The sequence below is a fragment of the Albidovulum inexpectatum genome, assembly GCF_002927635.1.
GTDB classification, from domain to species: domain Bacteria; phylum Pseudomonadota; class Alphaproteobacteria; order Rhodobacterales; family Rhodobacteraceae; genus Albidovulum; species Albidovulum inexpectatum.
In genome coordinates, this window is the sequence record NZ_PRDS01000003.1 from 204,924 (window position 1) to 223,285 (window position 18,362).

Consider the following 18,362-nt stretch of genomic DNA (forward strand, 5'->3'; position numbering starts at 1 on the left):
GACGACAGGATGGACGCAAGCCGCTGCCTTTGCCTGTCACGATCGCGTGAGGATGACGCATGCGCACGAACTGGGACGACATTCGCCACGTTCTGGCCGTGGCGCAGGAAGGTTCGGTCAGCGCGGCCGCGCGCAGGCTGGGGGTGAATCACGCCACCGTGCTGCGCCGGATCGCGGCATTCGAGACCGCCGCCGGCACGACGATCTTCGAACGCTCGGCCCGCGGCTATGAGGTTCCGGCCGAACGTGCCCGCCTCATCGCGGCCATGGAGGACGTGGAACAGGCCGTGTTGCGTGTCGCCCGCTTGATCGAGGGCAGCCGCGCGCCCGTCCATGGCGAGGTTCGGGTGACATCGACAGACAGTCTGTGCCGGTTCGTGTTGCCCGCGATCCTGGCCGATCTGCAGCGGGTCGAGCCGGGTCTTCGGGTCGAGCTTCTGTGCTCGAACGCGCATCTCGATCTTGGCCGGCTGCATGCCGATATCGCCGTGCGCCCGACCGAACGTCTGCCCGACGATCTGGCCGGCGAAGTCGCCGGACGAATGCGGTTCGGCGTGTTCCGCGCGCGCGGTTCGCATGTCGAGACCTGGATCGGCGCCGCTGGGCCGCTTTCGCGCAGCGTGGCGGGCCGCTGGCTGGCATCATCCGTTCCCGCCGATCAGCGCGCAGGCGCGGCCGACAGTTTCATGGTCATGGCCGAGCTGGCCGCGCGGGGCCTTGGTCTTGCGTTGGTGCCGGTCGTCGTGGGCCGGGCCGATGCGCGGCTCGAGCCGGTCGAAGGGGCCGCGCCGCCCATGGACGTCCCGGTCTGGGTGGCCAGCCATGCGGATCTCGCCGATCTGCCGCGCATCGCGACGGTGCGCCGGGCGCTGGTCCGGGGCCTTGCCCGCGCGCTTGACGCGTGATCAGGGCAGCGGCCGGATCTGCGGGCGCGGGGGGCGTGCCGGCAGGCCGAACCAGTCGGGCAGAAGGCCCAGCCACTCGGCCCCGGCCAGGACCAGGCAGACCGCGATCACGCCCAGCACCAGCTTGACCATGCGCTCGGATGGCGGGTTGCGCGCCCATTTGGCCATCCGCAACAGGTGGCGGATATTCATTCCTTCGGCTCCGGCTGTTCCAGCATGCGGACCTTGCCGATATAGGGCAGGTTCCGGTCCCGCTGGGCATAGTCGATGCCATAGCCCACGACGAATTCGTCGGGAATCGTGAACCCCGTCCATGTCGCCCGGATCGGCACTTCCCGGCGCGAGGGCTTGTCGAGCAGCGCACAGACCTCGAGCCGGCGCGGCTCGCGGTTCTTCAGCAGGCGCAGGACATGGTGCAGGGTAAAGCCCGTATCCACGATGTCCTCGACCACCAGCACGTCGCGCCCGGCGATCTCGCCCCGCAGATCCTTCAGGATGCGCACCTCGCGGCTGGATTCCATCGCATTGCCGTACGAGGACGCCTCGAGGAAATCGACCTCGACGGGCAGGTCGATCTCGCGCACCAGGTCGGCGATGAAGACGAAGCTGCCGCGCAGCAGCCCCACGACGACCAGCTTGTCGGTGCCCGCAAAGGCGCGCGTGATCTCGCGCGCCAGTTCCTCGACCCGGGCTGCGATGGCCTTGGCCGAGATCATCTCGTCGATCACATGATTCTGCCGCGTCATGTGGCCCCCTTGAATTTCCGGCACCATTTAGCGACACGGAGGGCCAGAGTCACGAAGGACCCACGATGCCGGCGCATTCCGAAACCCGTGTGATGCCCTATACCGCGCGACAGATGTACGATCTGGTCGCCGATGTCGCGCGCTATCCCGAGTTTCTGCCCTGGACGGCCGCCGCGCGCATCCGCTCCCGCAGGCCCCAGCCTGACGGGTCCGAGGTGATGGAGGCCGATCTGGTCATCGCCTTCAAGGTCTTCCGCGAACGCTTTGGCAGCCGCGTCACCCTGCGTCCCGACGACGGCCGGATCGAGACCGAATATCTTGACGGGCCGTTTCACCATCTTCGCTCGGAATGGACCTTTCGCGACCTGCCGCAGGGCGGGTGCGAGGTTTCCTTCTTTGTCGATTTCGCCTTTCGCAACGCCATCCTGCAAAAGCTGATCGGCGTCATGTTCGACGAGGCGATGCACCGCGTCGTCCGCGCCTTCGAGGATCGCGCCCGCGCGCTGAACGGCCCCGGAACCGCGGGCGCGGGGCAGGGCGCCTGACGGCAAGGGAAACGGCGCGGGGAACTGCCCCCGCGCCGCGTGATCTTCAGGCCGGATTCGGCTTACGAATTGATGTCATAGGCCCGTTCGCCGTGGATCGACAGGTCGAGCCCGTTGACCTCGGTTTCGGCATCGACCCGGATCGGCGCGATCAGGCCCACGATCCGCGCGATCGCCCAGGTTCCGACCACCGTGAAAGCCCCGACGATCGCCAATGCGCCAAGCTGGGCCACAAGGCTGCCCTTGCCAAGCACCGCGATCATGACCGTCCCGAAGATCCCGCCCACGCCGTGGACGGCAAAGACGTCCAGCGTATCGTCGATCCGCAGGCGGTTGCGGATCAGCCCGACGGCTTCCTGGCACAGGATGCCCGCGACCGCGCCGATGACCAGCGCCTGGACAGGGCCGACGAATCCCGAGGCCGGCGTGATCGAGGCAAGGCCCGCGATGGTGCCGGTCACAAGGCCGACCAGCGAGGCACGCCCGAACTTGATCCGTTCCCACAGGGCCCAGCTCAGCGATGCCGCGGCGGCCGAGACATGCGTGACCGCGATCGCCATTGCCGCGCCCCCGTCCGCGGCCAGTTGCGACCCGCCGTTGAAACCGAACCAGCCGACCCAAAGAAGCCCCGCGCCGATGGCGACATAGCCGGGATTGTGCGGCGGCGTCGTGCGGTTCCTGCGCGGTCCGACCATGATGGCCAGGACCAGGGCGGCAAGGCCCGCCGTCTCGTGGACGACGATACCGCCGGCGAAATCGCGCGTGCCGATCTCGCCGAAGAGACCGCCATCGGCCATGAAGCCGCCGCCCCAGATCCAGTGCGCGACCGGCGCATAGATCAGCAGCATCCACAGGGCGGAAAACCACAGGACAAAGGCAAAGCCGATCCTTTCGGCAAAGGCGCCCACGATCAGCGCGGGCGTGATGATCGCAAAGGTCATCTGGAATGCGAAGAAGGCGATCTCGGGCAGGGCGCCCGACAGCGTGTCGGCCGTGACACCCGACAGGAACGCCCGGTTCAGCCCGCCCCACAGCGCCCCCTCTCCGCCAAAGGCGATGGAATAACCGATGGCCAGCCACAGCACGCTCATCAGCGCGGCAATGGCAAAACAGTGCATGAAGACGCTGAGCACATTGCGGGCCCGCACCAGGCCTCCATAGAACAATGCCAGCCCCGGCAGCGTCATCAGAAGGACCAGGGCGGTGGCCACCAGGACCCATGCGGTATCGGCTGCATTCATGTGTCTCATCCCCCTTGCATGGTCGGTCGGGGGCAGATTGCGCATCGGCCGTGCCGGGAAAAGCGGCAAGTCTCGAAAGTCCGCCCTGTGGATGGGCAATTCCACAACTGCCGAATTATTGGTCAGCAATAATGCCGATCTGCACAATCGATGCGCGACATGCGAACCGGAAAGCGCCCGTCTTTTGTGCAGGACGGCAAGGGGCCGCCCGATTCCGGGGCACCCTTTGTCAGTCGCGCAGCGCCGCGATCAGCAGGCCAAGGGCATGATCCACCGAGGCGGCCCGAACCCGCGCCCGGCCCAGCGGGCCGAACTCGACCGTCTCGGTCCGCGTCGGCCCGCCCCTGCGCGCCAGCCCGAAACAGACCCGCCCCTCGGGCTTGTGCTCCGAGCCGCCGGGGCCGGCGATCCCGGTCACCGAAACGGCCAGATCGGCCTCTGAATGGCGCAGCGCGCCCTCGGCCATCTCGCGCGCGACCTCCTCGCTGACCGCGCCATGGGCGGCAAGGGTTGCTTCGCGCACGCCCAGCATCTGGCGCTTGGCCGCGTTGGAATAGGTGACAAAGCCCCGGTCGAAGATGTCGGACGAGCCGGGCACATCGGTGATCGCGCCCGCGATCAGCCCGCCGGTGCAGCTTTCGGCGGTGGCGATCATCGCCTTGCGCCGGCGCGCCAGATCCAGCAATTCCCTGGCCTCTGTCATGCCGCCATGATCCCGTGCGAAATCGCGGCCGCGACGATCGTCGCCAGCCCCGCGAAAAGGCCCGCCCACAGGTCGTCGATCATAGTGCCATCGGCCGTGTGCAGGCGGTCGGCGCGACCGATGGGGCCAGGCTTCCAGATGTCGAACAGGCGGAAGAAGACAAACGCCGCCACCCAACCCGGCCAGGGGAAGCTCCAGCTGTCAAGCCCCGCCCACCAGAACCCGGCGGAAGGAAAGAGAAGCGCGATCCACTGTCCCGCGACCTCGTCGATCACCACTTCCGAAGGGTCCTTATCATCCCGCTGCGCGACATGCCCGCGCGTCGCCCAGAAGCCCAGCGGGATCACCAGAACGGTCGCCGCCAGCAAAAGCGGAAAATGCCCCAGCTTGTGGATCAGCACGCCCAACGCCACCGCCACGGCCGAGCCCCATGTGCCCGGGGCGGGGCGCAGATATCCGACACCGAACCAGGTCGCCAGGATGCCATGCAAGGTCATGTCTTCACCAATGTTGCGGTTGCGATTGCCGCGATCCCTTCCTCGCGCCCGGTGAAGCCCAGCCGTTCCGAGGTCGTGGCCTTGACGCTGACCCGTTCGGCCTCGACGCCCATGATGCGCGCAAGTTCCCTCGCCATGTCAATGGCATGCGGTCCGATCTTCGGGCGTTCGCAGATCAGCGTCACATCGGCATTGCCGATGGAAAAGCCGCGCGTTCGGGCCAGTTCGGCCGCGTGTGACAGAAAGACGTGGCTGGCCGCGCCCTTCCATTGCGGGTCGCTGGGCGGAAAGTGGCGGCCGATATCGCCCGCGGCCAGCGCGCCATAGATCGCGTCGGTCAATGCGTGCATCCCGACATCGGCATCGGAATGGCCGGCAAGACCCCGGTCATGCGGCACGCGGATGCCGCACAGCATGACGTGATCGCCTTCGCAAAAGGCGTGCACGTCAAAGCCGTTGCCCAGGCGGATATCCATGCGTCCCTCCAGGATGCGTTCGGCCCGGGCAAAGTCCTCGGGCCAGGTCAGCTTGATGTTGTCTTCCTCGCCCCGCACGATGGCCACGTCAAGCCCGGCGGCCAGGGCGACCTCGACATCATCGGCGGCATCTCCTGCATGGGACCGATGCGCCTGCAGGATCTGCGGGAAACGGAAGCCCTGTGGCGTCTGCGCACGATACAGCCCGTCGCGTGATACGGGCGCGACAACGCGGCCATCCTCCCCCCGCCACAGCGCATCCGTCACCGGCAGGGCCGGGGCGGCGGCCGGGGAGCCCTCAAGCGCCGTCAACACGCGGCGGATCAGATCGGCCGATGCAAAGGGTCGCGCGCCGTCATGGATAAGGACGCGGGAAACCTGTTTTTCATCAAGTGTTTCCAAGGCGTTTCTTACGGATTGCTTGCGACTTTCTCCGCCCGCGACCAACACCGTGCGTCCGCCGAACTCGGCGAGGCCGCGTGCCATGTCGTCGGGATGCAGGACCAGAACGACCGGTCCAAAGGGTTCAAAGGCGCGCACGGTCCGCGCCAGCACGCTTTGCCCGCCCAGCATGCGCCATTGCTTTGGTTCGCCCCCGCCCGCGCGCGTTCCCCGCCCGGCGGCGACAATGATGATGGCCGTCTGCGACATCTGGATCCCCCAACGGTTTTGGCGATTGCTGTAGCCGGGCGAGGCCGTTCGGGCAATGCCCCGTCGCCGTGCAGCCCGTGCCGGATATTGCCTGAAAATTGTGCAAGTGCTGTATTTTTTGGCGAAGATCGGTGGGGCGCCTTGCGGCATGCCGCGCCGGCCGGTAATCCGAACCCACGCAATTGCAGGAATTCGCGGTGAGCCAATCCATGTCATCCGGCCCGATCCTTGACAGCCCGATCGCGCTTGCCGCGCCACACGGCAAGCCGATCACGATCGACCCGCCGGTGCTGCTTGCCCCCATGGCGGGCATTACCGATCTGCCGTTTCGTCGTCTGGTGGCCCGGTTCGGCGCGGGCCTCGTCGTGTCCGAGATGGTGGCCTCGGGCGAGCTTCTGACGCGCAAGCCCTCGGTCCGGGCAAAGGCGCGCACCGATCTGGGGCTGGCCGATGACATCCCCACCTCGGTCCAGCTTGCCGGGCGCGAGGCCGCGCCCATGGCCGAGGCCGCCCGCGTCGTCGCTGACATGGGCGCGCGCATCATCGACATCAACATGGGATGTCCGGCAAAGAAGGTCACCGGCGGCCTGTCCGGTTCGGCGCTGATGCGCGATCTTGACCATGCGCTGCGGCTGATCGATGCGGTCGTGGGCGCGGTCGATCTGCCGGTCACGCTGAAATGCCGCCTGGGCTGGGACGAGGAATGCCTGAACGCGCCCGAGCTTGCCCGACGGGCCGAGCAGGCGGGAATCCGCATGATCACCGTCCATGGCCGCACGCGGCAGCAATTCTACAAGGGCCGGGCGAACTGGGCCGCGGTCGCGCAGGTTCGGCAGGCCGTGTCGATCCCGGTGATCGTGAATGGAGATATCGTTGATCCGGTCTCGGCCCGTTCGGCCTTGGCGCAGTCCGGCGCGAATGGCGTGATGGTCGGGCGCGGCGCCCAGGGCGCGCCCTGGCGTCTGGCGCAGATCGCCGCCGATCTGTCCGGCGCGCCGTCTCCGGACGTTCCGCAGGGGCAGGCGCTTTGTGACCTGATTTCAGAACATTACGAGTCGATGCTGAAGTTCTATGGCGTCGATCTGGGCCTGCGCGTCGCGCGCAAGCATCTGGGCTGGTATGCCGACGAAGCCGGGATCGCGCCCGAGATCCGCAAGGCGCTGATGGTGGCCGAAACGCCGGGGCGCGTACTGGACCTGATCGCGCGGGGATTTTCCGACGCCGGACCGGGGGAAAGGCGCGCCGCATGAGCCTGCCTTCGGCCGAGACGCTCTGGGCTTCGTTGCCGGTCGCGGCCGTCATCGTGGACGAATCCGACCGGGTGGTCGAGCTCAACCCCGCGGCCGAGGAATTCCTGAACCTTTCGCGCAAGGCGATCTGCGGCCAGAACGTGTTCGAGAAACTGACGATCGATGCCCCATTGAAAGAGGTGTTGACCCGCGTCCGCACACAGCGGTCGTCGCTGTTCGTCAATCAGGTCGATGTCGGCACATGTGATCGCGCGCCGGTCATCTGCAATCTTCAGGCCGCGCCGCTGCAGGGCCAGGACGGCCATATCATCCTGATGATCGAGCCGCAGGAGCTGGCCGGGCGGCTTGGGCGGGGCCGGGGCGTGCGCAGCACCGCGCGTTCGGCCATCGGCATGGCCGAGATGCTGGCCCATGAGATCAAGAACCCGCTTGCGGGCATCACGGGCGCGGCCCAGCTGCTTTCGATGTCGCTGCCCAAGGAAGACCAGGAACTGACCGACCTGATCGTGGCCGAAAGCCGGCGCATCGTGAAGCTGCTTGAGCAGGTCGAGCAATTCGGCAACCTGCGCCCGCCCGAGACAAGGCCCGTCAACGTGCATGACGTTCTGGACCGCGCGCGGCGCTCGGCGCAGCTGGGCTTTGCGGCCCATATGCGGATCGAAGAGGAATACGACCCCTCGTTGCCGCCCACCCTGGGGGACGCCGACCAGTTGGTGCAGGTGGTGCTGAACCTGCTGAAGAATGCGGCCGAAGCCTCGGGCGGCAAGCCCGGGACGATACGTCTGCGCACCTGTTACGACCACGGATTGCGGTTGCGCATGCCCGATGGGCGCCTGGTCGCGTTGCCGCTGCAGGTCGAGGTGATCGACGACGGTCCCGGCATTCCGCCCGAGATCGCTGGGGACATCTTCGAACCCTTCGTTTCAGGGCGCGAGAATGGCACGGGGCTGGGCCTTGCGCTGGTGTCGAAGATCGTCACCGATCACGGCGGCTGGGTCTCGGTGGACTCGGTTCCGGGGCGCACGATGGTCCGGCTGTCGCTGCCCGTTGCCGCCGCTACAACGGAGAATGCGTAATGGACGGAACCGTTCTTGTCGCAGACGATGACCGCACGATACGCACGGTGCTGACGCAGGCGCTGACGCGCGCGGGCTGCAAGGTCCACGCAACGGCCAGCCTGGTGACGCTGATGCGCTGGGTCGAAGAGGGCAAGGGCGATCTTGTCATCTCGGACGTCGTCATGCCCGACGGCAATGGCCTGAAGATGCTGCCACGGATCGCCGAGCTGCGGCCCGGCCTGCCGGTGATCGTGATTTCGGCGCAGAACACGATCATGACCGCCATCCAGGCGGCCGAGGCCGAGGCCTTCGACTATCTGCCCAAGCCCTTTGATCTGCCCGACCTGATGAAGCGCGCAGGCCGGGCGCTTGCCCAGGGCGGACGACCGCGCCCCCGCGCGGAACCCGCCCCGCGGGAAACGGCCGAGGATCTGCCGCTGGTGGGCCGCACGCCGGCCATGCAGGCGCTCTATCGGCTGGTCGCGCGCGTGATGAACACCGACCTGCCGGTCCTGATCGATGGCGAATCCGGTTCGGGCAAGTCGCTGGTGGCGCGGGCGATCCACGACTTCTCTGACCGTCGCGCGTTGCCCTTCGTGGTGGTGACCGGTCCCGATCTGCATGGCATGGATGGCCCTGCGACGGTGCTGTCGCGCGTGCGCGGTGGGACGCTGGTTCTGGACGAGATCGGCGACTTCGACACCGCGACCCAGGCGCGCGTGGTGCGCATGCTGGATGCGCTGCCCGATCCCGCCCCGCGCATCATCGCGACCAGCCAGGTCAACCTGGCCAGCCGGACCGAAACCGGCGCCTTCCGGCAAGATCTCTTTTACCGCGTGGCGGGCGTCACGCTTTCGGTGCCCGCGTTGCGCGACCGTGTCGAGGATATCCCGCTGCTGGCCGAGCATTTCCTGGCCCGCGCCGAGAGAGAGGGTCTGGCGCCGCGCCGTCTGTCCGCCCAGGCGATGGAGCTGATCCGCGCCTGGCGCTGGCCGGGCAACGTGCGCCAGCTGGAAAACACGATCCGTCGCCTTGCCGCGACCGGTGCCGAACCCGAGATTTCGCGCGCCGAGGTCGAGGCCGCGCTGGGCGCGCTGCCGGCCGATCTGCCGCGCAACATTGCCGAGGCCGACGGTGATCGGCTGTCTGCGGCGATCGCGCGGCATCTTCGGCGCTATTTCGACCTGCATGGCGATGAATTGCCGCCGCCCGGTCTGTATGACCGCATCCTGCGTGAGATGGAGCTGCCGCTGATCGAGATCGCGCTCGAGGCCACGGGCGGAAACCAGGTGCGCTGCGCCGATCTTCTGGGCATCAACCGCAATACGCTGCGCAAGAAGATCAGCGATCTCGATATCCGCGTGACACGGCGGCGCAAATTGATGTAAAACCGCAACAGTCCGCGTCCCGGCCGAGTTTCCGCGTCGTTGGGACGCAAGATGTTGCGGTCGTGGCTTGCCGCGCCGAAATATCTGGACAACCGAACCAGCGGGCGGAGTTGAAGCGGGTGCAGGACATCAGGCGCGCCGTGACATGGGACAGGCTGTCGCAACTGCGGCGCAAGCGGCAATTGCAGAATGCCGCGACGCTTGGGCTTGTCGTGATGGGCCCGCTTCTGGCGCTGGCCACGTTCACCGCGCTGGGGCCCATGGGGCAGGGGGCGGATTCGACCGCCCTGCGCCTGATCCTGCTGGCCGATCTGGTCTATTTCCTTGCTCTGGGCGGGCTGGTTCTGGCGCGGCTGGCCCGGATGATCGCGGCGCGACGGGCGCGCTCGGCGGGCTCGCGTCTGCACATGCGCCTGACCGCGGTCTTTGCGGGCGTTGCCATGACGCCCGCGATCCTTGTCGCGGTCTTTGCGGGGCTGACGCTGAATATCGGCCTTGAAGGCTGGTTTTCGGACCGTGTGCGCAGCGTGGTTTCGGCCTCGCTGACTGCCGCCGAGGCCTATCAGGAGGAACACCGCCGCGACCTGGAAACCGACGCGCGCGCATTGGCCGATTTCGTCAACCGCGCGCGCCAGCAGAATTTCCTTCTGCCGGATGGAGAGCTTCGGCAGGTGCTGACGCTTGGCCAGGCACAGATCCAGCGTGGCCTGCGCGAAGCCTATGTCATCGACGGCGGGGGCGAGATCCGCGCGCGCGGCGAGCGCAGCTATCTGTTCGACTTTGAGGCCCCGACACCCGAGGATATCGCCCGCGCCCGCGCCGGAGAGGTCGTCCTGATCGAGGATTGGGACAATAACGAATTGCGCGCGCTGGTCGCGCTGCCGTCCTATGCCGATCGGTTCCTGTATGTCAGCCGCAATGTCGATGGCGATATCCTGAACCTGCTGGACGATACGCGCGCCACCGTGCAGCTGTATCAGCAGCTTGAAACCTCGCGCGGGCGGGTCCTGTTCGAATTCGGCCTGGTCTATCTGGGCTTTGCGCTGCTTCTGGTGCTGGCCGCGATCTGGATGGGCCTGTGGTTTGCCGAGCGTCTGTCGCGCCCCGTCGGCCGGCTGGCCGGGGCCGCGCAACGGGTCGGTGCGGGCGATTTCACCGTTCAGGTGCCCGAAGAGAAGGGCGACGACGAAATCGCCATGCTTGGCCGCATCTTCAACCAGATGACGCGCCAGCTGCAGGCCCAGCGCCAGGCATTGATCGACACGAACCGCGCGACCGAGGCGCGCAGGCGGCTGTTCGATTCCGTCCTGTCTTCGGTCACGTCCGGCGTCATCGGACTGGATGCCGAGGGACGGATCGACTTTCTCAATCGCGCGGCGATGCGTCTTCTGGGGCTGGACGAAACCGCCGATCACGATCGCCCGCTGGACCGGGCCGTGCCGGAATTTGCGGCCCTGTTCGCGCGCCTGCGCGAGGGGGTCTCGGAATCCGTGCAGGACGAGATCCGCCTGTCCCGCAACGGCCGCATGGAAAGCCTGCTGGTCCGCATGTCCACGCGCCGCAATGCCGATGGCGTGCTGGAAGGCTATGTCGTGGCCTTCGACGACGTGACCGAGCTCGTCTCGGCCCAGCGCATGGCCGCCTGGGGGGACGTCGCCCGCCGCATCGCGCACGAGATCAAGAACCCGCTGACGCCGATCCAGCTTTCCGCCGAACGGATCCGGCGCAAGTTCGGCCCGCTTCTGGGCGATCAGGCCGAGACACTGGCCCAGATGACCGACGTGATCGTGCGCCAGACGAACGATCTGCGCCGCATCGTGGACGAATTCTCGCGCTTTGCCCGCATGCCCGAACCCGAGCGGCGCGAGCAGGATCTGACGCGGATCCTGCGCGATGCCGTGACCTTGCAGGAGGGCGCGCTGTCAGGGGCAGCACTGGTCGCGGATCTGCCCGACGAGCCGGTGATGGCCGAGGTCGATCAGACCATGATCTCGCAGGCCCTGACGAACCTGATCAAGAACGCGGGCGAGGCCATCGAGGCGCGGCAGGAAAAGGGCCTTCATCCGGATCAGCCGGGCGAGGTTCGCGTCAGCATGCAGGTCGCGAACGATGCCGTCATCATCCGGATCGCCGATAACGGGATCGGCCTGCCCGAGGACCGCTCGCGCCTGTTCGAACCCTATGTGACCACGCGCGACAAGGGCACGGGCCTGGGCCTGCCGATCGTCAGGAAGATCATCGAGGAACATGGCGGCAAGCTGACCCTGACCGATGCCGAGCCCTTTGCGCCCGGTGCCCATCGGGGCGCGATGGCCGAGATCCGCCTGCCCCGGATGCGCCCGGGCAGGGGGCAAGGAAATAACGCCGCAAAGCCGGCCGGAGGAGCAGATGAATGACATTCTGATCGTCGATGACGAACGCGACATTCGTGAACTCATTTCCGAGATCCTGAAGGACGAAGGCTTTGAGACGCGCCTTGCGTCCAATTCCGACGAATGTCTCGCGGCGCTCAACGAAGCCGAACCCGCGCTGATGATCCTCGACATCTGGCTGAAGGACAGCCAGATGGACGGGATCGACATTCTCAAGAAGGTCAAGCGCGACAACCCGGACGTGCCGATCATCATCATCTCGGGTCATGGCAATATCGAGATCGCCGTCGCCGCGATCAAGCAGGGCGCCTATGACTTCATCGAAAAGCCCTTCAACCTGGACCAGCTGATGGTCGTGGTGCGCCGCGCGATGGAAACCTCGCGCCTGAGGCGCGAAAACGCCCAACTGCGCCGGCGGGAACAGAGCGCGGCCGAGATGATCGGATCCAGCACCGCCTTTCGCAATTTCAAGGCCCAGCTTGACAAGGTGACCAAGTCCAACGGCCGGGTGATGCTGACCGGGCAACCCGGGTCGGGCAAGGAGATCGCCGCCCGCTATATCCATCAGAATTCCCCTCGCGCGAATGGCCCCTTCATCGCCGTGTCTCTGGCCACGGTCGAGCCCGAGCGCATGGACGAAACCCTTTTCGGGCGCGAGACCGCCGCCGGGGTTGTCGAAAAGGGTCTGCTGGAGCAGGCCCATGGCGGCATTCTGTATCTGGACGAAGTTGCCGACATCCCGCCCGAAACGCAGGCGCGGCTGGTCCGCCTGCTCAGCGAACAGCAGTTCACGCGCCTTGGGGGCAGCGACAAGGTCCGGGTCGATGTGCGCGTCATCTCGTCGACCACGCGCGATCTGCGCGCCGAGATCGCGGCCGGGCGGTTCCGTCAGGAATTGTATGACCGTCTGAACGTCGTGCCGGTCGAGGTCCCGTCGCTGGAAGAGCGCCGCGAGGACATTCCGGAACTCGCGCGGCACTTCATCGCGGTCTTCAACCGCACGCAGGGCCTGCCGCTGCGCGAGCTGAGCGACGAGGCCGCGGCCCTTTTGCAGACGCTGCCCTGGCCGGGCAATATCCGTCAGCTGCGCAACGTGGTGGAACGGGTCCTGATTCTGGGGGATGCCTCGGGGCCGATCGAGGCGCGCGAGATCCCGACCCGCGAACCCGCGGGCGACGAGGCCGGGCGCATCGTGCTGTCCGGTGCGCTAGCGACCTTGCCCCTGCGCGAGGCGCGCGAGCTGTTCGAACGTGAATACCTGCTGACCCAGATCAACCGCTTCGGCGGCAATATCAGCCGCACCGCCAGCTTCGTGGGGATGGAGCGGTCGGCCCTGCACCGCAAGCTGAAGTCGCTGGGCGTCGTCACCACCACCCGTCATGGCGCCCGTGTGGCGCAGATCGAGGAAGAGGAAGAGAGCGCCGGGGAATAGCCCCGCCCACCGGCAGGACGTCGCTTGCTGCGGCGCACTGTCGGGGGCCTGAAACCGGCCCGGAAAAACGAACGGGCCGACATCGCGGATGCCGGCCCATTGCATTCCGTATCCCGGCTTTTCGTCCGGGCCGTTACAGGCCCAGCTTCTGCGTCACCAGCTGGTTGACCAGCGCGGGATTCGCCTTGCCGCCCGTGGCCTTCAGAACCTGCCCGACGAACCAGCCCGCCAGTTTCGGGTTGGCCTTGGCCTTTTCGACCTGCGCGGGATTGGCGGCGATGACCTCGTCCACGGCGGCCTCGATCGCGGCGGTATCGGTGACCTGTTTCATGCCATGGCGCTGGGCGACCTCGGCGGGATCGGCGCCGCGTTCGGTTGTCCACAGCAGCTCGAACAGGTCCTTGGCCATCTTGCCCGAGATTTCGCCCTTGGCGATCAGGTCCAGGATGCCGCCCAGCTGGTCGGCCGAAACGGGGCTTTCGCCGATCGTCAGGCCCTGCTTGTTCAGCCGGCCGAACAATTCGTTGATGACCCAGTTCGCCGCCTGCTTGCCGTCGCGGCCACGCGCCACTTCCTCGAAGAAGTCCGCGCTTTCCAGTTCGGCCGTCAGGACGCCCGCGTCATACTCGGTCACGCCGTAGTCACGGACGAAGCGCGCCTTCTTTTCGTCCGGCAGTTCGGGCATGCTCGCGGCGATCGCATCGACCCAGTCCTGTTCGATCTCCAGCGGAAGCAGGTCGGGGCAGGGGAAATAGCGATAGTCATGCGCCTCTTCCTTCGAGCGCATCGAGCGCGTCTCGCCCTTGTCGGGGTCATAGAGGCGGGTTTCCTGTTCCACCGTGCCGCCGTCTTCCAGGATCGCGATCTGGCGCCGGGCTTCGTATTCGATGGCCTGCTGGATGAAGCGCATCGAGTTCATGTTCTTGATCTCGCAGCGCGTGCCCAGATAGGAATGATCGCCCGTTTCGCGGAACTTCTCATAGTCGCCCGGGCGGCAGACCGAAACGTTCACATCCGCCCGCAGGTTGCCGTTCTGCATGTTGCCGTCGCAGGTGCCCAGATAGCGCATGATCTGGCGCAGCTTGGCGACATAGGCGGCGGCTTCCTCGGGGCCGCGGATGTCGGGGCGCGAGACGATTTCCATCAGCGCCACGCCGGTGCGGTTGAGGTCCACGAAGGACATCGACGGGTCCAGATCGTGGATGGACTTGCCCGCGTCCTGCTCGATATGGATGCGTTCGATCCGCACCCGGCGCGCCACGCCCGGCCCCATGTCCACGATCACCTCGCCTTCGCCCACGATCGGGTGATAGAGCTGGCTGATCTGGTAGCCCTGCGGCAGGTCGGGATAGAAGTAGTTCTTGCGGTCGAAGGCCGAGAACAGGTTGATCTTCGCCTTCAGGCCAAGGCCCGTGCGCACCGCCTGTTCGATGCAGAATTCGTTGATGACGGGCAGCATCCCGGGCATCGCCGCGTCAACGAACGAGACGTTGGAATTGGGTTCGGCGCCAAAGGTGGTCGATGCGCCGGAAAACAGCTTGGCCTTGGACGAGATCTGGGCATGGACCTCCATGCCGATCACCAGTTCCCAATCCTCGCGGGCGCCCGAGATCACCTTGGGTTTCGGAGCTTCAAAAGTCAGGTCGAGCATGTCGCGTCCCTCTCTGGTCGCGGGCTTTCTAAGGGGTTGTTCGGGACAAGACAAGAAGCCCGCGTCGCGGGCGGGCGGCACAAATGCTGGCGGCCTGCGTCAGGCCTGCACGATCGGGATGCCGCGCAACCCGAATTCGCGCGCCAGACGCCCCGGATCGGCCGTCTCGATTCCCGGCATCGCGACCGATTGCCCATCGGTCAATCGAACCACGCAGGCGGTTCGTCCATCGGGCATCTTGCCGACCCGCACCTGCTCGATATCCTCATAGGGCACGCTGTAGCGCCGGAACCCGTTCGACCAGCGCAGGCGATAGCGCCCAAGGCGCATGCCGCGCGTGGGAAACAGGAACAGCCGCACCAGAACGACCAGCAGATAGATCGCGGCCAAGGCGGGAACGATCGGGCTGACATTCGTCGTCAGACCGAAATGCAGGGCAAGAACCCCTACGGCAAGCGCCAGATACAACCGCCCGCGCCGCGCGCGCCCGCGCCACTCGAACGTCTCGACAAATGACATTTTTCAAATCCCGCAACTTAAAGTCGCATCATAGCCCGAGAAATGGTTAACGACAATCGTGCCGAACCGTTCCGCAAGACACGTTCGCGCGAAACCGCCCTGCGAAACGGGCGCTTCTTGCAAGATGCCTGCCCCTTTGCACGCACAGCGCGGGCCGGCGGGGGCGGGCCGCCGGTTCGGCGAACCGCCCCCCGAACCGGGCTCTGACGTCAGGCCTTCTCGGCGGCAAGTATCCGGCTGACCATCTCGAACGTGTCGCGCGACAGGTCCGGCGTCTGGCGGATCCGTCCGAGTTCCGCGCGGATCATGGCGCGGCGTTCGGCGTCATACCGCGTCCAGGTTTCAAATGCCGCGGACATGCGCGCGGTCGTCTGGGGGTTCACCGGGTCCAGCCGGATCAGCCAGTCGGCATAGAACCGATAGGCCGCGCCCGATATGTGGTGGAACCCGGCATGGTTCGCCGCAAGCGCCCCCATGAGCGCGCGGAAGCGGTTGGGGTTCTTCCATTCGAAATCGGGATGTTCGGCCAGACGCGCGGCGACCTGCGCGGCCATGTCGGGCTGGGCATGGGCGACCTGCAGTGCGAACCACTTGTCGATGACCAGCCGGTTGTCCTTCCAGCGTTCGTAAAAGGCCGCGATCTCGCGCGCGCCGCGCCCGCCATCGATCAGGCAGGCCAGTGCCGCCGCGCTTTCGGTCATGTTGTCGGCCGAGGCAAACAGCGACGCCGCCCGCGCGCCATGATCGATGCGGTTCAGATAGCCCAGCGCCGCAAGGCGAAGGGCGCGCCGCCCGGCCGATGCGGCATCGGGCGAATAGGGCGGGGGGGTCTCCATCTCCTCGTAGATGCGCACCAGATCCTTCTGCAGCTGGCGGGCCAGATAGGTCGCCAGCCCCTCGCGCACGGTGTGGATGCGTTCGGGTTCGGGCGTCGTGCCCGCATCGGCCAGCGCCTGGGCCAGGTCGTCTTCCGACGGCAGGCGCAGGCACAGCGCGCGGAACGCCGGGTCAAGCGTGTCGTCCGTCACCAGCCGGGCCAGCGCCTGCGCATGGGGCTCGCTGGGCGCGGCATCGTCGCGGATCATCGACAACAGGACGTCCCGCGCCAGCGACCGGCCCGCTTCCCAGCGGTTGAACGGGTCGGTGTCATGCGCCAGCAGGAAGGTGCGTTCGTCGAAGCTCGATTCCCGTTCCAGAACCACCGGGGCCGAGAAGCCGCGCAGGATCGACGGGACCGGCCGCGTCGCCAGGCCCGGGAAGGAAAAGCTCTGCCGCTCTTCGGTCATTTCCAGAACGGTGGTGGGCAGGATCTCGTCGCCATTGGGGTTGAGCAGCCCCACCGCGATGGGAATGACGCGCGGCGGCTTTTCGTCCTGTCCGGGCGTGGGCGGCGTGTGCTGGGTGAAGGTCAGCGTATAGGTGCCGCCCTGATCGCCCGGCTGCCAGTCTTCCTCGACCTTCAGGCGGGGGGTGCCGGCATCGGTGTACCAGCGCTTGAACTGGGCCAGGTCGCGGCCGGTCGCATCCTCGAAGACCTTCAGCCAGTCCTCGATCGTGGCGGCCTGGCCGTCGTGGCGCTCGAAATAGAGGTCCAGCGCGCGGCGATAGCCCTCGTCGCCGACCAGCAGCTTGAGCATCCCGATCAGCTCGGCGCCCTTCTCGTAGACGGTCGCGGTGTAGAAGTTGTTGATCTCGATATAGCTTTCGGGCCGGACCGGATGGGCAAGCGGCCCCATGTCCTCGCGGAACTGGCGCGCACGCAGCATCAGCACGTCCTCGATCCGCTTGACCGGGGCCGAGCGCATGTCCTTGGTGAATTCCTGGTCGCGGAAGACGGTCAGGCCCTCTTTCAGGCACAGCTGGAACCAGTCGCGGCAGGTGATGCGGTTGCCGGTCCAGTTGTGGAAATATTCATGCGCGATGACGCTTTCGATCCGCTCGAAATCGGCGTCGGTCGCGGTTTCCGGGCTGGCCAGAACCAGTTTCGAGTTGAAGATGTTCAGGCCCTTGTTCTCCATCGCGCCCATGTTGAAGTCATCCACGGCGACGATGTTGAATACGTCCAGATCGTATTCGCGGCCATAGACGTCCTCGTCCCATTTCATGGCGCGCTTTAGGCTGTCCATCGCATAGGCGCAGCGATCCTCGTCCCCCGCGCGCACCCAGATCGCCAGATCCACCTTGCGGCCCGACCGCGTGGTGAAACTGTCACGCACCGCGACAAGGTCGCCCGCGACCAGCGCGAACAGATAGCTGGGCTTGGGCCATGGGTCGTCCCATTCGGCCCAGCCTTCGCCCTGCGCCACGGGGTTGCCGTTCGACAACAGCACCGGCATGTCGGATTCGATGCGCACGTGGAAGGGCGCCATGACGTCGGGCCGGTCGGGATAGAAGGTGATGCGGCGAAAACCCTCGGCCTCGCACTGGGTGCAATACATGCCGCCCGACATGTACAGCCCCTCGAGCGCGGTGTTGGCCGAGGGGTCGATCTCGACCTCGGCCTCGAAGTCGAAGGCGCCGTCGGGCAGGGCATCGGCGGGGATCGTCAGGCCGGTCTCGTCGGGGCGGGCGGTCACCGGCGCGCCGTCGATCCGGGCCGCGATCAGGCGCAGCCTTTCGCCGTCCATTCGCAGGTCATGACGGCCCGGACGGGCAGGGTTGGGGTGGAAGCGGATGCGCGACAGAACGCGCGTGGCCTTCGGGTCCAGCCGGAAGGTCAGGTCGGTCTTCTCGATGCGGAAGGGATAGGGCTGGTAATCGGCCAGCCGTGTCGGTTGGGGCGTCGAATCCTTCACGGAAATCACCATCTGTTGGGGTGGCGCGACGATAGGCAAGCGCGCCGACTTGCGCAACCGCCCCGGACCGTGCCGCGCGCGGGATTGAAACAGTATCAGCCAGGACGGAAAAATCCCCCGCCGTGCCACGGTT

16 protein-coding genes are annotated in these 18,362 nt (G+C 66.5%); 7 read left to right on the forward strand and 9 right to left on the reverse strand.

The window, feature by feature from the left end; all coding sequences use genetic code 11:
- Positions 1-59: 59 nt before the first annotated feature.
- Positions 60-905 (forward strand): LysR family transcriptional regulator, encoded by an 846-nt coding sequence (locus LV82_RS06470; RefSeq protein WP_104070103.1) that lies wholly within the window; start codon positions 60-62, stop codon positions 903-905.
- On the opposite strand, the gene LV82_RS06475 is transcribed toward LV82_RS06470, so the two are convergent.
- Both LV82_RS06475 and hpt read right to left on the reverse strand, forming a co-directional pair.
- Positions 906-1,097, reverse strand: a complete 192-nt coding sequence (locus LV82_RS06475) for a hypothetical protein (protein WP_104070104.1) — start codon at positions 1,095-1,097, stop codon at positions 906-908. It lies immediately after the preceding gene.
- The gene (gene hpt, locus LV82_RS06480) at positions 1,094-1,651 is read right to left on the reverse strand and encodes a hypoxanthine phosphoribosyltransferase (protein WP_104070280.1); all 558 of its coding nucleotides are present in this window, start codon (positions 1,649-1,651) and stop codon (positions 1,094-1,096) included. Before hpt ends, LV82_RS06475 begins: the two co-directional genes overlap by 4 nt.
- 65 nt (positions 1,652-1,716) lie before the next feature.
- Here hpt and LV82_RS06485 point away from each other — a divergent pair, with 65 nt between their 5' ends.
- The gene (locus tag LV82_RS06485) at positions 1,717-2,196 is read left to right on the forward strand and encodes a type II toxin-antitoxin system RatA family toxin (RefSeq protein ID WP_104070106.1); all 480 of its coding nucleotides are present in this window, start codon (positions 1,717-1,719) and stop codon (positions 2,194-2,196) included.
- A 62-nt stretch (positions 2,197-2,258) separates the two neighbouring features.
- Here the strand turns inward: LV82_RS06485 and LV82_RS06490 are convergent, their stop codons facing one another.
- From LV82_RS06490 to LV82_RS06505, 4 genes are all read right to left on the reverse strand, one after another.
- Positions 2,259-3,437, reverse strand: a complete 1,179-nt coding sequence (locus LV82_RS06490; protein WP_104070107.1) for an ammonium transporter — start codon at positions 3,435-3,437, stop codon at positions 2,259-2,261.
- A gap of 229 nt (positions 3,438-3,666) precedes the next feature.
- The gene (locus LV82_RS06495) at positions 3,667-4,140 is read right to left on the reverse strand and encodes a CinA family protein (protein ID WP_104070109.1); all 474 of its coding nucleotides are present in this window, start codon (positions 4,138-4,140) and stop codon (positions 3,667-3,669) included.
- Positions 4,137-4,637, reverse strand: coding sequence for a phosphatidylglycerophosphatase A family protein (locus tag LV82_RS06500; RefSeq protein ID WP_104070110.1), 501 nt, complete (start codon positions 4,635-4,637; stop codon positions 4,137-4,139). Before LV82_RS06500 ends, LV82_RS06495 begins: the two co-directional genes overlap by 4 nt.
- Positions 4,634-5,764, reverse strand: coding sequence for a bifunctional 2-C-methyl-D-erythritol 4-phosphate cytidylyltransferase/2-C-methyl-D-erythritol 2,4-cyclodiphosphate synthase (locus LV82_RS06505; protein WP_104070112.1), 1,131 nt, complete (start codon positions 5,762-5,764; stop codon positions 4,634-4,636). Before LV82_RS06505 ends, LV82_RS06500 begins: the two co-directional genes overlap by 4 nt.
- A 209-nt stretch (positions 5,765-5,973) precedes the next feature.
- Between LV82_RS06505 and dusB the strand changes: the two genes are divergently transcribed.
- From dusB to ntrX, 5 genes are all read left to right on the forward strand, one after another.
- On the forward strand, positions 5,974-7,014 hold the full coding sequence (gene dusB / locus LV82_RS06510) for a tRNA dihydrouridine synthase DusB (RefSeq protein ID WP_104070113.1): 1,041 nt from the start codon (positions 5,974-5,976) through the stop codon (positions 7,012-7,014).
- Positions 7,011-8,090, forward strand: coding sequence for a two-component system sensor histidine kinase NtrB (locus tag LV82_RS06515; protein WP_104070115.1), 1,080 nt, complete (start codon positions 7,011-7,013; stop codon positions 8,088-8,090). Before dusB ends, LV82_RS06515 begins: the two co-directional genes overlap by 4 nt.
- On the forward strand, positions 8,090-9,460 hold the full coding sequence (locus tag LV82_RS06520) for a response regulator (RefSeq protein ID WP_104070116.1): 1,371 nt from the start codon (positions 8,090-8,092) through the stop codon (positions 9,458-9,460). The genes LV82_RS06515 and LV82_RS06520 overlap by 1 nt, the downstream gene beginning before the upstream one ends.
- Positions 9,461-9,570: 110 nt before the next feature.
- Complete coding sequence (locus LV82_RS06525; protein WP_425427734.1) at positions 9,571-11,856, forward strand: sensor histidine kinase NtrY-like; 2,286 nt, start codon at positions 9,571-9,573, stop codon at positions 11,854-11,856.
- Positions 11,849-13,264: a nitrogen assimilation response regulator NtrX gene (ntrX, locus tag LV82_RS06530; protein WP_104070118.1), complete on the forward strand. Its 1,416-nt coding sequence runs from the start codon at positions 11,849-11,851 to the stop codon at positions 13,262-13,264. Before LV82_RS06525 ends, ntrX begins: the two co-directional genes overlap by 8 nt.
- 133 nt (positions 13,265-13,397) lie before the next feature.
- On the opposite strand, the gene gatB is transcribed toward ntrX, so the two are convergent.
- The 3 genes from gatB to pepN all read right to left on the reverse strand — a co-directional run bounded on the left by gatB (position 13,398) and on the right by pepN (position 18,229).
- Positions 13,398-14,915, reverse strand: a complete 1,518-nt coding sequence (gene gatB, locus LV82_RS06535) for an Asp-tRNA(Asn)/Glu-tRNA(Gln) amidotransferase subunit GatB (RefSeq protein ID WP_104070119.1) — start codon at positions 14,913-14,915, stop codon at positions 13,398-13,400.
- Between the two features lie 99 nt (positions 14,916-15,014).
- Positions 15,015-15,434 (reverse strand): PH domain-containing protein, encoded by a 420-nt coding sequence (locus LV82_RS06540; protein ID WP_104070121.1) that lies wholly within the window; start codon positions 15,432-15,434, stop codon positions 15,015-15,017.
- A 209-nt stretch (positions 15,435-15,643) separates the two neighbouring features.
- On the reverse strand, positions 15,644-18,229 hold the full coding sequence (pepN, locus tag LV82_RS06545) for an aminopeptidase N (protein ID WP_245873090.1): 2,586 nt from the start codon (positions 18,227-18,229) through the stop codon (positions 15,644-15,646).
- Between the last annotated feature and the right edge of the window lie 133 nt (positions 18,230-18,362).

Excerpts from the sequence above, each read along its gene's own strand:
- LV82_RS06470 (WP_104070103.1), top strand. The coding sequence starts at position 60 with ATGCGCACGAACTGGGACGACATTCGCCACGTTCTGGCCGTGGCGCAG.
- LV82_RS06475 (WP_104070104.1), bottom strand. The coding sequence starts at position 1,097 with ATGAATATCCGCCACCTGTTGCGGATGGCCAAATGGGCGCGCAACCCG.
- hpt (WP_104070280.1), bottom strand. The coding sequence starts at position 1,651 with ATGACGCGGCAGAATCATGTGATCGACGAGATGATCTCGGCCAAGGCC.
- LV82_RS06485 (WP_104070106.1), top strand. The coding sequence starts at position 1,717 with ATGCCGGCGCATTCCGAAACCCGTGTGATGCCCTATACCGCGCGACAG.
- LV82_RS06490 (WP_104070107.1), bottom strand. The coding sequence starts at position 3,437 with ATGAATGCAGCCGATACCGCATGGGTCCTGGTGGCCACCGCCCTGGTC.
- LV82_RS06495 (WP_104070109.1), bottom strand. The coding sequence starts at position 4,140 with ATGACAGAGGCCAGGGAATTGCTGGATCTGGCGCGCCGGCGCAAGGCG.
- LV82_RS06500 (WP_104070110.1), bottom strand. The coding sequence starts at position 4,637 with ATGACCTTGCATGGCATCCTGGCGACCTGGTTCGGTGTCGGATATCTG.
- LV82_RS06505 (WP_104070112.1), bottom strand. The coding sequence starts at position 5,764 with ATGTCGCAGACGGCCATCATCATTGTCGCCGCCGGGCGGGGAACGCGC.
- dusB (WP_104070113.1), top strand. The coding sequence starts at position 5,974 with ATGTCATCCGGCCCGATCCTTGACAGCCCGATCGCGCTTGCCGCGCCA.
- LV82_RS06515 (WP_104070115.1), top strand. The coding sequence starts at position 7,011 with ATGAGCCTGCCTTCGGCCGAGACGCTCTGGGCTTCGTTGCCGGTCGCG.
- LV82_RS06520 (WP_104070116.1), top strand. The coding sequence starts at position 8,090 with ATGGACGGAACCGTTCTTGTCGCAGACGATGACCGCACGATACGCACG.
- ntrX (WP_104070118.1), top strand. The coding sequence starts at position 11,849 with ATGAATGACATTCTGATCGTCGATGACGAACGCGACATTCGTGAACTC.
- gatB (WP_104070119.1), bottom strand. The coding sequence starts at position 14,915 with ATGCTCGACCTGACTTTTGAAGCTCCGAAACCCAAGGTGATCTCGGGC.
- LV82_RS06540 (WP_104070121.1), bottom strand. The coding sequence starts at position 15,434 with ATGTCATTTGTCGAGACGTTCGAGTGGCGCGGGCGCGCGCGGCGCGGG.